Here is a 14,003-nt window from a genome sequence, read left to right as displayed (position 1 = left end):
CAGTAGGAGATATTTTAGGGGCTGGCAAGCCTTTTTTTATGCAGTTAAGTTCTGCACAAATTCCTCGCAAACCTCTGTACTTTTATTTTGCAATAAACATATCAACTAATCTTTGAGAAAGATCTATAACCCATTCCTCATGTTGGGGACTTGTCCAACTGTATGAAATAAATACTTTTGGTATTGGTATATTTTTTATATGGGGCGGATTTGTAAAATTATTGAAACCATGTTTTCCTTATGTCGTATTACATAATAAATAATCAAATTGTACGTTAATAAAATATTTATACTAAACAGAAAGGGGATATTATTATGGAAAACTCGAGCAAAAAATATGTTAAGTGTGGTAGTACGGAATTTACCGTGACAACAGATTTTATGCCTGAAAAACCTAGCAAAATGTCACTTAGTGGTTCAAATAAAATATACACATTTTGTTTAGATTGCGGCGAAGTGGATTCTATTTCGTATTGAAAACACAACTATTTTTAATAAGTAAATTATTTAATTCATTTTGTTATAAATGTTGGGATGGTTTTAAGTGGATTGATTATATGATGTATTCAACAATCGGGCGCTTATCCATAGCAGGGATAAGTGTTCTTTTACGTTTTTGGTCCAAGTTCTGGAATAAATTATTGTAAAAAATATGGAAATTCGAAATAATTGTTATTATGTTCAGGCATAGAAAAATTGGAGGCGCACTATGAAATCCCAGAGCATGAGAACACATTTTTTAACACTAAAACAACAAAGAGACAGTATTCTTCCTGCACTAAATTTATTATCTATGGCGCAATTATGGGAAAGACCTAATGAAAATAAATGGTCAATTGGAGAATCAATTTATCACTTATTTTTAATTGCAAAAATGTTGCGTGTTGCTGCAATCATTACCATTCCTTGTACAAAGTTTTATGCGAAATTGAGGAGAAACAAACCATTTGATCGTAATATAAATGATATTTATAAAGAATATAAAGAAAAACACGGCAGGGGTATGAAGTCGCCATTTATTTTGAATCCACCAAATAAAATTTATCATAGTATGGGTATTAATGAATTGGATCAACTTCTACTCCATGAAACTATAAAGTTAATGGAACTAGTAGAGGATATTGATCAAGATATTGCGGGACATATCATATTTTTTGACCCTGTAGCAAATAATCCTAATCTTATTCAAGTAATTCAGCTTTTAGCAATACACGAAGCACATCATCTTAGAATCATTCGGAGGGATCTTGAAGCTTTAAATGGTAGAAAAAAGGGAAACAATCCTATGAGTAATTCTTCTAGAATCGGGCGCTTAACCGCAGCAGTTAAGCGCTCATTTTCATTTTTGGGCCAGTTTATTAAAGAAGAGTTCAAGAAATTTATTGGTAATTCATTTAAGTTGTTTGGGATTAATCGGAGTGACCCGTATTATAAGTAAATGAGGTTTTTTGTTTAATGTCAGTGGTCTTATAAATGTGTGATTAATTTTTCAGCGGAACTCAACAAGATTTTAAATGTCAGTGAAAAGGAAAAAAGCATGTAAATCAAGTTCCAATGAAGTCGCTGATTATTTTGCCGACGTCAGCAAATAGTCCAATCAAGTTCAGTATCAGTATGTGAAATTTGGGATGAGAGATTTAATTAATCAATTTAAGTTCTTGTTCCTTATCCTATTAAATTTATATAAAGAAAGGACAGTGACTAAAATAGATGACTGCCCCTTTTTAGAATCGTGCTATCAAATGTATAACTCGATAACCTTCTTGAAATCTTGATTAACAATGGAATTAAATGACTTATTAATTAACACTTTTTTTTGATCGTTTAATATAAGTACTGGATAATAATTCACAACCGGACTTCTTCTGACTTTTATTTTCTGATATTCGATATGGTTAATCTGTTCTTTTGGAATTGAAAGTTCCTGCCCTTTTAAAGTCAAAACAATCGTGTTTTCATAGATTGAAAATGTTTCACTTCGTTTGAATAGAAGTAGGTATAATCCGACGAGTATAAACACGCCTCCAAACACCATTAACATCATTTTTGCATAGATAAAGTTTGCGCCGACAAAGGATATGATTCCTAAGAGAATAAATGCAACACCATTTTTGTTGTTGTCGGTCTTACCAGAATACAAAAGTTCACCAAAATCATTCAAATTTATCCCTCCTAATTGTTTACATATATTACATTTTAGTCCTATCAGGTAGATTATTCCAGTATCAATAGTGCCATTATACAAATGAATGGAATAAAGTTTACGAGAAATGACATCACTTAAAAAGTGAAAGTATAAACTCAAACATGGCAATAATAATCTAGTATGCACGACGAAACATTTACATACGCTTTAACAGATTATCTACAAAACATTCGAAAAGACGTTTCGAGCACAAAATACAGTTGAACATATGGACCCTTATTTAGCGAATGCTCTTATACAAGAAAAACTAATGAAAGACGACGCGTATGAATTTACAGGTTACCAGTTTGAACAATTTCATGATATATTTTCAAAGTATGTAAAATAAAATAAAGTAAAATCTCATTTAGATATACTACGTAGAACTGTACCACAAGTGATAGTATGTGTTAGTTTGAGTTAGTAATTTAATTGATTTAACTAATACAATAAAAAGTCGCCCTATCAACTATGATAGACGGCTTTTTTTCTCCTTAATCTATTAAGAATGTATGCTATCAAACGAAGGTGGATGACAAACTATGATCGGTGGCTATTCAGCAATCGGGCGCATTTCTGCAGCAAGAAATGCGCTCTTCTTAATGAATTGGGTCATATTCTTGAATAACTTGAAAAAATTGCTAGGGCTGAAGAGATTGTGGGAGTTTCTACATAGACTTACGAATCAGCGTAATTTATAAAAAACAAGTAAATAAAATCACATTAAGATTTAAAACGCCCTATTTTCTGATTGTAAGGAAAGTGAGTAAATTACAAATAAAAATAGGGTATAGAATATTCGTTTGATTCTATACCCTATTTTTTATAAATCGTTTACTAGGATTTTCTCTAATTCTTTCTTTCGTTTCTTCTTTAAATCTTCTCTGCCAGTAGCCCAATTTACACATAATATTAACAATAAAATGATGCTAGGAATAATAATACCGACAATCCCTCCATGCCAGTTTTTTACAAACATAACAACTAAAAAGATGAGAAAAGCAACGGGAAGTAATGCTCCCCAATAAACACTCTTTCTTCGAGATAAAAAATGTTGTAATCCAAGAATTCCAAAAGCAATCAACCATCCATATAAATGTTCCACTAAACGCTCCCTCTTTCGTTTCTATATTTATCTATAATTAATTTTGCTGTTTCTATACTGATACGTTCATCAATCACCAAATTCTTAATCATTTTCACAAACTCTACGTCATCTGTCTTACTGTTTAACTCAATTTTCTTTATTAATGCATCTAATTTGGCTCGAACGGTTGGATACGATACATCGTAAATATCAGCCATATTCTTTAGTGAACCAGAGTTCATAATAAATTTTCTTATAAATTCTACAGATTCTTTATCTAAAGCTAATAGCCAGTTTGGAATATCATCCCTATTCATACTTTTCCCTCCTTTATTACCATTATATGCCAGCGGTTAAATAATATTCAATATTTATTTAATAATATTTAAAAATATATAAATAATATTTAAGGAATGAGGTATTTAAAGTCTAATATTTCATTTCCAAAATTATTAGGGAGTCGATTGTTGTGAAGAAATGTACTGAAAAAAGGGTGTGTTAGTTGATGAGCAATTAATTGATATTAATGCTGAGATTATATTTTTGTAATTCCACAAAGAGGAGCATATCAATCAAGAAATGCTCTCTTAACGATTTGGTGCAGGATTGTTAGATAAGATAATAGAAAAATTTATAATAAAGTTAATTGATGACGGAGGTGTAAGAGAATGGATATGAGGAGTTTTATTTTACATGGAGATATTCTCTCGGTTGAAGTTAAAATAAACGAAAGTGATTATAGGTTCGGTGTACAGTGGAAAGCACCTACAAAGCCTTATGGTGATACTTGGGTATTAAAATCTTATGCTAATGTATTGAATGGAGAAAAGGATTTATCAGAGGAAAAAATCGCAGAGTTTTTAGACAGTATCAATGCTAATTGGAATTGGAATATGGATGATTTTAAAAAATAGATTATTGAACGAACGGGGGCTTATCTTCAATATGATCTTCCATTATCGGGCGCTTATCCATAGCAAGGATAAGCGTCCTTTACGTTTTGGGCCAGATAGTGAAGTAATCTGTTTTTAAAAAATTGAAGCATAAAAAGTACATATAATCCTAAAAGTTGAGCAGTTGCAGAAGAAATAAAACAAAGAATAAAAGTATAACTAAGAACAGTTTGTATAATGGTGGGAACAAAATACCTTGACCATTATTAGAGTTGCTTTAAATTGTTCTTAACCATAGAAGTGATAATATTTCCATTAGTAAAATGTTGATAGAAAGTTGTTTATTGCCCATATATGAAACTTATCAGTCGTTAATAACGTATCAATGGTAAGGGATAGTGGGAATTTGAAAATAGTTAATGGAAGGATGGAAAAAGTAGTGGCAGAATTAATTGGTGGTTTGCTTGAAGGGATTTTAATGTCATTTCCATCTAAGAAAAATAGAGCAATTAATAACAAGCTTAGGATGCTACGCAAAGAGTCGTGGTACAAGGAGAAGTATAGTGCATTGATACAGATGAATCATTCAGTGAGGGGCTTTGTGGAACAAACGGATATTGAGAACATCTTAAAAGACACAGAGGATACCAAAAAGTTTCAAAACGAATTTGAGAAGGTATTAAAGAAAGAAGATTTGTAAAAATATTTTTGAAAGAAGATTTGCATAATGATTGCATTTTTAAGTATTCAATTATCGGGCGCTTATTTTGTAAAGAACTGGAATCTAATGAATGATATAATTCAGGAAAAGGCGGCGAGGGATTATTATGATTAGTGTAATGGGTTTTGGGTCTTTACTAATAACAATCGGAATGCCTTTGGCAATGGTTTTTCTTTTAACATGGGTTTATAAGTTAAAAAGAAATAGTGACATTCAAGTGGAGCAAAACAATAAAAATTATTAAATTGTTTGAGAAAAACTTTAATGAATAAATGAGTGTAAATGCTTATTGTGTTAACGGGTAGCGATAGCTGAACAAAGCTGTCGCTCTTCAACTACTTGGCAGGAATTGTTTAAATCGATAATGGATTAGGGGAGGTTCGAATTGGTTGAGATGGTTTTTTGCTATTCCTTTTGTTATTCTTGGATCTCTTTTATTTACATTAACCATTGATGATATTGGAAAAATAGGTCAAATAATCAAGATACTTATAGGAATCGGTTGTTTTTTTATTGCTGGTGTTTTTGTCAGAGGAAAGAAAGAATAAAACAATGTATCATCTTCAATGGGTGCGTTAGTTTAATAAGCTAAAAGCAGCAATCATTATCATTATATTCCGTAAATAGGCGCGATTATCAAAAAGATGATCGCGCCTATGTCATGTTTGGGCCGTATTTTGGAATAAACAATTGTAAATAATATGGAAATTTGAAATAATTGTTATTATGTTCAATCATAGAAAAATTGGAGGTCCATTATGAAATCCCAGAGCATGAGAACACACTTTTTAACACTAAAACAACAAAGAGACAGTATTTTTCCTACACTGAAATCATTATCAATGGCGCAATTATGGGAAAGACCCGAGGAAAATAAATGGTCAATTGGAGAATCAATTTATCACTTACTTTTAATTATAAAAAAGTTGCGTGTTGCTTCAATCATTACTATTCCTTGTACAAGGTTATATGCAAAAATGACGCGAAACAAACCATTTGATTGTGAAATAAATGATATTTATAAAGAATATAAAGAAAAACACGGTAAGGGTATGAAGTCTCCATTTATTTTGAATCCACTAAATAAAATTAATAATACTATGGGTATTAATGAAATGAATCAACTTCTAATCAAAGAAACTGCTAATTTAATGAAACTAGTAGAGGATATTGATGAAGATATTGCAGGGCATATCATCTTTTTGGACCCTATAGCAAATTATCCTAATCTTATTCAAGCTATTCAACTTTTAGCTATACATGAAGAACATCATCTTAGAATCGTTCGGAAGGACCTTGAAGCTTTAAATGGTAGAAAAAAGGAATCTTTATTCTATGAGTAATTCTTCCACAATCGGGCGCAATTTATAATGAATTGTGCTCTTATTTTTTAGGTGGGATTTTAAGCAAGAGTATAGCAGAATAACACGATAAAAAATCATGCGTGGGATGTTTCCTTTCTACCCACATTAATAAGATATGAAATATGTAAAATATCATCAATTATAGTTACACTTATGATAATATACAGATATTGTTAATTCGTATAACTTTTTGAATGAGTGGAGGTATAATAGGTTGCTATGAGGATAGATAAAATTATCTTAACGGGTATATTGGTAGGTGTTTTTTCTGGTATTTTAGATGGATATGAGCAGGATTATGGACTTAATCATATAACAAGCGCAATTATCTTAACTCTTCTAACGATTACAACTGGTAATATTATTCATAAGTTTGGAAGTAATAAAATAAATTCATAAATTCTAAATATTTGTTGTGTTTTTCAATATTCAACTATTGGGCGCTATCCATAACAAGGATCAGCGCCTTTTTTCATTTTGGGGCCATATAATTGAATACACCTTTAAATATGCTGGATATCAATATCAAATTTCAGTTGAAATTATGAAGAATTTTACTTAAACCACCGAACAAGATAATTCAACAAGACTATTGTTTGTGGTACCAAAATTTAGGATAATTTAAAAATGGAACATGTTCGGTTTATGGGATAGGATATAAATGAAATTGGAGGTAGGGTAATGGATAAAAGTGGGATGTTTAAAGATTTTAATTTTAAATTAGTAGTAATAGATTCTTTATTAGATAAAGATCCACTATTTCTGGAAGAATTAACAGACTTAAAAAATAAGTATACAAATAGTTTTGAATGGTATTCTGGAGATGGACCAATTGTTGAAATCAAGGAATATTTAGAAGGGCTAACTTTGGAAATAAGTGACTTAGAAAAGGTTGAATACCTATGCTTTGATGGGGGAAATGAAATTTATCATATTTTAAAGCCAGATTGGGATGGTGAGGATAGCTTATTTGATGTAGAATCTGTTGAAGGTTTTCAGAATCTAAAAAATTTAAAAACAGTGGATTATATTTCAATTTGTTATCCGAAAGTGTTAGAACCATTTATACAAGCTGGAATTGTGGTTAAATATTAATGATGGTTGAGATATTGTACTATCGGTTGCTTTAGCGATACATTTGAGCTTCTATTTTGTAGTCTTTATATTTTTCTATATTCCAGAATCGGGCGCTTAACCGCAGCAGTTAAGCGCTCATTTTCATTCTTGGGCCAGATTCTTGAATAACGTGTATATAGAAAATTGTTATGGAATGAAGAAAATGTGAAAAAATCCACTTAAACTAACAGAGCAGGTTAGTTTAACAAGAAGTGTCAACAATTGAATATAATCTCTTATTTTAAAAGGTAATAAATTCAATATAATGAGAATTAGGAAGTTCACTCCAAGAAAAAAGGAAGCTGTAGAATGAAGAAGGTTTGGGGAGTTTTACTTAAATTTGTCTTTCTGCCTATATTGTGTATTACAGGGTATTTCGGGTTATCGATTTCCTGGTATATTTTAGCATTGTGGAGTTTAGGGTTGAGTTTCGCATTATTAACTGAAAAGAAATTTCTTATTTATATTTTTGCTATAGATTTCCCCTTACAGAAAACCAAACAAGAGGGCAAGATGCTCCGACATATTATAGTTGGATTAGTTTTATCAACTATATGCATTATAATTGGAGTATTTAATTAAAAGTTCCATTTGTTTGTGAGTATTTTCACTTAAACTAATGGGGGCGATGCTTCAATAGCTGAGGATCGCTTTTCCTTATTGAAGTAACGGGTCAGATTTGTTCAATTAGAAAAAGATAAAATGTTATAAACGGGCAAGGTGAGGCGACTAATTTGAAAATAGAATTAGCCACAAATGAAGAGATTGAAAAACTGTATGCAAAGTTTAAAAAATTCAATACCCATCTTATTGAAAATCCAATAGAGATATTTCCCTTTGTAGACATTATGGATATTTATAATCGTAATCTTACGGAACAAGAGGCAAGGGACTTACTAGGCTATGAGCAACATAACTTAAAATATGGTTCTAGTTTCTTAACTGCCATCACCCAGAAAAGGGCGCAATTCTTCAGTAGAATTGCGCCTTTTCTTTATATTAAGGGCCATATTCTTGAGATTTTTAGCTCTGCTTAACTTGACCGTTATTATTACCAACTTAAGAACCATATTCATCCTAAAATATTGAATACGCTTCTTCTCTTTTTCTTGGGGTGAATAATTAATTACAATGAGCTCGATTAGGTAATTATACGAGGTGTATTATATAATTAATCAACTATTTGTTCTCGTATAGAAAATTAATTTCTTCAATACTTTATGTATTCCTCAATGATATCTAATAATATTTGCCCTAAAATTTTAATGTCCTTTTAAAATAGACTTTAAGGATACCACGAAAGTTTGGTATCACTGTCTAATGGTTGGATTTTAATTTCAGCACTCAAGGTATTAAACCATTTACTAAAAATTTCTTCTTTTGCTAGATTTGCATTGTCATCGTCTTCCCAAATTACATGAGAAAACCAAGCTCCAGTTGCCCATTCAAATTGTAGCTCAGCAAATGCAATCTTAGGGTGTTCAACTTGTGCAAAGTTACCATTTACTGCAGAAGAAACAGCAGATGCTTGGGGTAATAACTCATTTCCAACCTTTTCTTTTATCATATTATCTTCAAGTTGATTCCACATAACTAAACTGCCATCTATTTGATAAAAAATATCAAAAGAAGGTTGTTCCCCCATATCTACCAAGATAAAGGCGCGATCTACTGAGTTGTTTGTCGCCTTAACTACATTTACAATAATATTCTGGGCAGTTTCTACCCAGAAATTCATTGCTGCTTCTTCTGGTGACTCTAAATAAAACTCAGATTCAAGTTCAGAAACAGCAGTCTCACCTTTATTAACATCTTCTATTTTCTTAAAAAAACGTTTAAAAAATCCCATTAAATGCACATCCTCCAATTCTATAAATAAAAAGTATTTAGATGTTCATTAGCAATATATCTCAATATAGATTATTATTCTACAAATTTTACCAAAAACCTTATTAGACTATTATTTATGTTAGTGAAATTGGGTTTGAGAACTTATTATAGTTATTCCATTATACTAGCTAATATTTGGTTCATTACTGTTAAATGATCGGGCGCATTTCCATAGCATGGAACTGCGTTTTTTTGTAAATAAGGGTACAATTATACAACATCTGGGGTAGTTAATTATAGCAGTCCATTTTTCTTGGTCTTTAATCAGTTATAGGGCAGTATCTTTTGAAGAAAGAATATCCAAAACCCCCTCCTGAAAGTGGTATTAAATGTTAAAATATTCAAAAAGGAAAATAGGGAGAGAGTTGATTTTGAAAATTAAATATTTAACTCTGATTTTGTTAATTTTCATAATAATGACAGGGTGTCTCAAGGAAAATAAGGTAGCTGTTTCAACAAATCATTTAGAGAAAATCAAGTTGGAATTAATTAATAAACAAACTTCGAAAGAAGGAATTTTATACTCCATTAAATTAATTAATGGTACTGATTTCGTTATTAAGCAAAATAATGTTTTCGTTTCCTTCCCAATTAAAACAAGTCAATCTAGTTATAAAGGCAATGCATATAAAGTAGAGGCTAGAGGAAACAAATTAGATATTAGACCTGGAGAAAAGATTACATTAGATGTTTTTATGCCGTTTGAAGGTATTGGCGATAAATCTTTGCTGGGAATTGATAACCCTAGTATTCAATTAATTGGTTATTTAGAAAAAGTTGATAACAAGCATAAATTCAGTATTGGAGGGGCCTTGATCAAAGACTAAGATTTAAGCTTTATACGTGTTTTTTTAGTACATAATCTAGAGGTTTTCTTGAGATTGTTGTTTAACGAACGGGGCTTTTCTTCAATAAAATGACGGCAATGATCTTCAACAATCGGGCGCGAACAAGGAACAAATGATGGACTGTTTCAGTAGTCCATTTTTTCTGGGGAGTTGAGCAAGAAATTCATATAAGATTGCTAAAAAGGTAAGTTTGTATACTAAAATATTGTAATGTTAATTTGATAACGTGCTGGCGTACTGCTTAACACATTGCCATACTTCCAGCAACGGATGGAGTTGCCGAAAATGAAACACCTCTGAAACCACCAGAATCAACGCCCGTGTATTGGCATGGTAATGTTTTTGTTTTTCAGCCATGCAGAAATTGAATATATGGATGACAGTATGACAAGCAATTTCAGCCAAAGGGTGATCCGTATTGCTTTTGCGCTTTTTGGTGAACTTCCTTGATTTTTGCATTGAATTCCTCTATTAACATCGAATACACATTTGTTATATCTGAATTTATCCATTTCCTGGTTTCTTCTAATATATAAGTATTGTTGACAATTTCTTGTTTTTTCCTTTTCCTGAAAATCAGTTTTTTACCGTTCTTCAGAACATATTTTTCTCAATATCGCCTGTACATCTTAATTATTTCGTTACTCGCTTGGGGTTGTTCGGTCAAAAATAGTTCGTCTATATTCACATTTAGACACCTCACTTTTTTTATTGTAATTTCTGTATAATCATGATTTTTATGCAGAGTATAAGTAAGAAAAATGAGGTGTTTATTTTGTTCAACCAAGTATATGATCCATTGAGTAATATTTGGCTATCAGCCATAGTTGCGGCTACGCCAATATTATTATACGTACTATTATTAACCATTTTTAAAGTTAAAGGACATGTGGCAGGTATAATTACTGCGGTTGTAGCGGGTGTAGTTGCCATAACTATTTACTCTTTTCCCGCAAATAAAACGTTATGGGTTGGGGCTTTTGGAGTTTTAGCGGGCTTATATCCCGTCGCTTCAATTGTTATTGCTGCGATATTCCTTTATAAGCTCACGGTTAAGACAGGAAAATTCGACATTATTAAGAAGTCAATCACTTCAATGTCACCAGATAAGCGAATTCAAGTTATTATAGTAGCTTACTGTTTTGGTGCATTTTTAGAGGGAGCAGCGGGCTTTGGTGCACCAGTTGCTATTACGGCAATCATCTTGGTTGGGTTAGGTTTTAATCCAGTGAAGGCAGCTGGGATTTGCTTGGTGGCTAATGTTGCTAGTGGTTCGTTTGGTGCAATGGGTATTCCTGTCATTACACCATCGCAACTCACTGGACTTAATCCGTTAGATGTGGCGGTGAGGACAAGTTATGTTATACCGTTTATTAGCTTTATTTTGCCCTTTTTACTGGTGTTTTTAGCGGATGGAATAAAAGGGATAGGAAGCGTTATTAAGCCGCTTCTAGTAGCTTCTATAACATTTTCAGTCGTACAGTTCGCAACACTAAACTTTATTGGCGCAACATTAGTTGATATTTTGTCTGCATCGATTACTTTAATTGTTTTGTACATTTATTTAAGACCAAAGCAAGAAGAAAGCGTTGGAACACTTATTAAAGCGTGGAGTCCGTTTATTTTCTTAACTTTACTTGTAGTTGTATTTTCAAAACTTAAATTTGAAAGCTTAATCATTCAATTCCCAATACCAACGGTAAATGGAATGATTTTTAAAGTTCCTCCCATTGTGAATGAACCTACACCGTTTGCGGCTGTATTCAATTTGGACTTACTATCATCAACCGCAAGTGCGATTGTTTATGCAAGCATTATAACGATTGTCATCTTCAAAATTAAAGGACCGGTAATTAGTGATGCTTTTAGTGAAACAATAAAAGAACTTACGATTCCGGTTGTTACGATTTGCTCCGTTTTGGCTTTTGCATATATTTGTAACTATTCGGGCATGAGTTCAACTTTGGGGCTTGCGTTTGCTTCGACCGGTGAATTGTTCCCGTTATTTAGTCCTATTCTCGGCTGGATTGGAGTATTCCTCACAGGATCAGTTGTTAATAGTGGTTCACTATTTGCACCGCTCCAAACTATTACGGCAAGTCAATTAGGCATTAGCGCAGAAGGTATGGTTGCGAGTAATGTTATTGGTGGAGATATGGCGAAAATGATAAGCCCACAATCAATTGCAGTAGCAGCTGCAGCGGTTGGCTTAGTTGGGCGTGAAAGTGAAGTTTTTAAATACACGATTAAAATAAGTGTAATATTTCTCGTATGTGTTGGCATAATAAACTGGCTCATGTATTAAGTCAACCGAAAAGGGGTTACAAACAGAGTATGAATATTAATTTCGAAAATGAAAAAAGACTACATTAATGAGTACCATTGAGTCCTTATTGAAATAGTAAATTCAATGTAAAAAATCCTATGATACTAATGCTGTACAACGACCACGCAATGATTTTGTTATTTTGGGATACCTATTTGTTCTTAAATACTTTGATAAATTTGTATGATATAAATAAAAAACCAAATATAGATAATAAGAAAATTTGCCTCATTTCCATTTTTTTCTATACTCGAAATGATGATACTCTCCATTAAGTAAGAAGGAGTTGGTCGTTGTTTTTTAATCAACAATCGGGCGCGATTATCAAAAAGATGATTGTGCCTATTTCATGTTTGGGACAGATTCTTAAATAAAGTGATCGCTCGAATAATGGAATTTTGAAATAACCTTTTTAAAGTTAAGGGCAGAATTACGAAATAAGACAAGAGGTATATTAATCATGAGGTGATTTTCATGTGGTACAAAATTCTGTTTTTAATGGTCATAGTTCATACTTTTTATAACAGTTATAGTATGACAACAGTATTTGCTGAATCCAAAAAGGTTATTTCAAAGTCTAAAGAAGCAAAGGTTATTTTATATGCAAATGAAATAGATAGAAAAAATGGCATGTACAGAGATTTCGAGATGAAGATTGACGGGGGAACAAGGTATTTTCCTTATTGGATAAATGTAACCAATCCTACATATGCCCCAAGAATCCTATACAATGATTTAAATGAAGATGGGAAGAAGGATTTAACTATTGTATTAACAAAGGGTTATGGCACAGGGGTATTAGATAGTGAAGTTCATGTATTAAATAAAACTCAAACTAGTATAGGGGAGATTCATGAAGAGATTCTAGTAGACAATCCTATATCGGTTATTTTGAAAAATGTAAAAACAAAGCTAACACAACATGAAGCTGTAGTGTCAATTGGCGATAAGACAACAGAAATTGATATTGAAAAATTTCAAATCCCGCCGGACCATTTGTTTAATGATGTTATTTTTGGCAGTATCGTCAATTTTGATGTAGTTGATAATCATCTGGTGGCTTCTGTAGATGGTCAAATTACTCCTGCCATGTTCATTGGTACGATTCAAATTACTTATGAATTTAAAGATAAAATGTATCAAGCAATAAAGATTGAGTTTAAATTAGATTAAGTAGTTTGATACGAACTTTTTAACAAAACTAGCTAATAGAAGTCCAGGTATTTTTTCCGTTAAAGGGCACAAGAGTTAAAGATAGGAAGTGAATATTTTTTGAAGATCATAGCAATTTTAGGTTTAATATTATCTGTGATTTGCATGGTGTTAGTATTTCAACAGTTTTATAGTTTTAAAAAGGAATTTCAAAGACTAGATGAAGACCAAGTTATTACAGATGAATTGGCTAAAAAGTGGGCTAAGCGTTTGTATCGGCTAATTGGTCTGATTATCTTAATTACGATTTTGAGTATTGCAGCTATAATGCTGCCTTATCTGAAATTATAAGTATTGGTTAAAGAGTTTGTGAAGGGTTGTACTTAAAGTAAACGGGTGCTTATAGATGGGCGATTTTTTA

At 31.9% G+C, this 14,003-nt stretch carries 17 protein-coding genes and 1 pseudogene; 13 read left to right on the top strand and 5 right to left on the bottom strand.

Annotated features, from left to right (window positions below; all coding sequences use genetic code 11):
- Nucleotides 1-709: 709 nt before the first annotated feature.
- Nucleotides 710-1,261: pseudogene (locus HHO41_RS03770) on the top strand (DinB family protein); the annotation flags it as partial.
- A gap of 477 nt (nt 1,262-1,738) precedes the next feature.
- Here HHO41_RS03770 and HHO41_RS03765 read toward each other — a convergent pair.
- Entirely contained in the window at nt 1,739-2,161 is a 423-nt protein-coding gene (locus HHO41_RS03765; RefSeq protein WP_169095593.1) for a hypothetical protein, read from the bottom strand.
- A gap of 566 nt (nt 2,162-2,727) precedes the next feature.
- Between HHO41_RS03765 and HHO41_RS03760 the strand changes: the two genes are divergently transcribed.
- Nucleotides 2,728-2,886, top strand: coding sequence for a hypothetical protein (locus tag HHO41_RS03760; protein WP_169095591.1), 159 nt, complete (start codon nt 2,728-2,730; stop codon nt 2,884-2,886).
- Between the two features lie 122 nt (nt 2,887-3,008).
- Here HHO41_RS03760 and HHO41_RS03755 read toward each other — a convergent pair whose 3' ends face one another.
- Both HHO41_RS03755 and HHO41_RS03750 read right to left on the bottom strand, forming a co-directional pair.
- Nucleotides 3,009-3,290, bottom strand: coding sequence for a hypothetical protein (locus HHO41_RS03755; protein WP_169095589.1), 282 nt, complete (start codon nt 3,288-3,290; stop codon nt 3,009-3,011).
- Nucleotides 3,290-3,589: a DUF2089 family protein gene (locus tag HHO41_RS03750; protein WP_169095587.1), complete on the bottom strand. Its 300-nt coding sequence runs from the start codon at nt 3,587-3,589 to the stop codon at nt 3,290-3,292. Before HHO41_RS03750 ends, HHO41_RS03755 begins: the two co-directional genes overlap by 1 nt.
- Nucleotides 3,590-3,940: 351 nt before the next feature.
- Between HHO41_RS03750 and HHO41_RS03745 the strand changes: the two genes are divergently transcribed.
- The 7 genes from HHO41_RS03745 to HHO41_RS03715 all read left to right on the top strand — a co-directional run bounded on the left by HHO41_RS03745 (nt 3,941) and on the right by HHO41_RS03715 (nt 8,403).
- Nucleotides 3,941-4,186, top strand: a complete 246-nt coding sequence (locus HHO41_RS03745; protein ID WP_169095585.1) for a hypothetical protein — start codon at nt 3,941-3,943, stop codon at nt 4,184-4,186.
- Nucleotides 4,187-4,571: 385 nt separating this feature from the next.
- Nucleotides 4,572-4,865, top strand: a complete 294-nt coding sequence (locus HHO41_RS03740; protein ID WP_169095583.1) for a hypothetical protein — start codon at nt 4,572-4,574, stop codon at nt 4,863-4,865.
- Nucleotides 4,866-5,275: 410 nt separating this feature from the next.
- Nucleotides 5,276-5,434, top strand: a complete 159-nt coding sequence (locus HHO41_RS03735) for a hypothetical protein (protein WP_169095581.1) — start codon at nt 5,276-5,278, stop codon at nt 5,432-5,434.
- Between the two features lie 210 nt (nt 5,435-5,644).
- On the top strand, nt 5,645-6,229 hold the full coding sequence (locus HHO41_RS03730; protein WP_169095579.1) for a DinB family protein: 585 nt from the start codon (nt 5,645-5,647) through the stop codon (nt 6,227-6,229).
- 240 nt (nt 6,230-6,469) lie between these two features.
- Nucleotides 6,470-6,649 (top strand): hypothetical protein, encoded by a 180-nt coding sequence (locus HHO41_RS03725; RefSeq protein ID WP_169095577.1) that lies wholly within the window; start codon nt 6,470-6,472, stop codon nt 6,647-6,649.
- 282 nt (nt 6,650-6,931) lie between these two features.
- Complete coding sequence (locus HHO41_RS03720) at nt 6,932-7,345, top strand: DUF6892 domain-containing protein (RefSeq protein ID WP_169095575.1); 414 nt, start codon at nt 6,932-6,934, stop codon at nt 7,343-7,345.
- Between the two features lie 755 nt (nt 7,346-8,100).
- A complete protein-coding gene (locus HHO41_RS03715; protein WP_169095573.1) occupies nt 8,101-8,403 on the top strand; it encodes a hypothetical protein in 303 nt (100 codons plus the stop codon).
- A 248-nt stretch (nt 8,404-8,651) separates the two neighbouring features.
- Here HHO41_RS03715 and HHO41_RS03710 read toward each other — a convergent pair whose 3' ends face one another.
- The gene (locus HHO41_RS03710) at nt 8,652-9,215 is read right to left on the bottom strand and encodes a hypothetical protein (protein ID WP_169095571.1); all 564 of its coding nucleotides are present in this window, start codon (nt 9,213-9,215) and stop codon (nt 8,652-8,654) included.
- A gap of 412 nt (nt 9,216-9,627) precedes the next feature.
- Between HHO41_RS03710 and HHO41_RS03705 the strand changes: the two genes are divergently transcribed.
- On the top strand, nt 9,628-10,083 hold the full coding sequence (locus tag HHO41_RS03705) for a hypothetical protein (RefSeq protein WP_169095570.1): 456 nt from the start codon (nt 9,628-9,630) through the stop codon (nt 10,081-10,083).
- Nucleotides 10,084-10,317: 234 nt separating this feature from the next.
- On the opposite strand, the gene HHO41_RS03700 is transcribed toward HHO41_RS03705, so the two are convergent.
- Entirely contained in the window at nt 10,318-10,563 is a 246-nt protein-coding gene (locus HHO41_RS03700; protein WP_169095568.1) for a hypothetical protein, read from the bottom strand.
- A gap of 280 nt (nt 10,564-10,843) precedes the next feature.
- Between HHO41_RS03700 and HHO41_RS03695 the strand changes: the two genes are divergently transcribed.
- The 3 genes from HHO41_RS03695 to HHO41_RS03685 all read left to right on the top strand — a co-directional run bounded on the left by HHO41_RS03695 (nt 10,844) and on the right by HHO41_RS03685 (nt 13,933).
- The gene (locus HHO41_RS03695) at nt 10,844-12,409 is read left to right on the top strand and encodes an L-lactate permease (protein ID WP_169095636.1); all 1,566 of its coding nucleotides are present in this window, start codon (nt 10,844-10,846) and stop codon (nt 12,407-12,409) included.
- Nucleotides 12,410-12,904: 495 nt separating this feature from the next.
- The gene (locus HHO41_RS03690; protein ID WP_169095567.1) at nt 12,905-13,603 is read left to right on the top strand and encodes a hypothetical protein; all 699 of its coding nucleotides are present in this window, start codon (nt 12,905-12,907) and stop codon (nt 13,601-13,603) included.
- Between the two features lie 99 nt (nt 13,604-13,702).
- Nucleotides 13,703-13,933: a hypothetical protein gene (locus HHO41_RS03685; RefSeq protein WP_169095565.1), complete on the top strand. Its 231-nt coding sequence runs from the start codon at nt 13,703-13,705 to the stop codon at nt 13,931-13,933.
- Nucleotides 13,934-14,003: the final 70 nt, after the last annotated feature.

The sequence above is a fragment of the Bacillus sp. DNRA2 genome (assembly GCF_012843265.1).
Lineage (GTDB): Bacteria > Bacillota > Bacilli > Bacillales > Cytobacillaceae > Bacillus_BU.
Note: the sequence above shows the minus strand (reverse complement) of the source record. Positions and strands in the feature narration are given on the sequence as shown.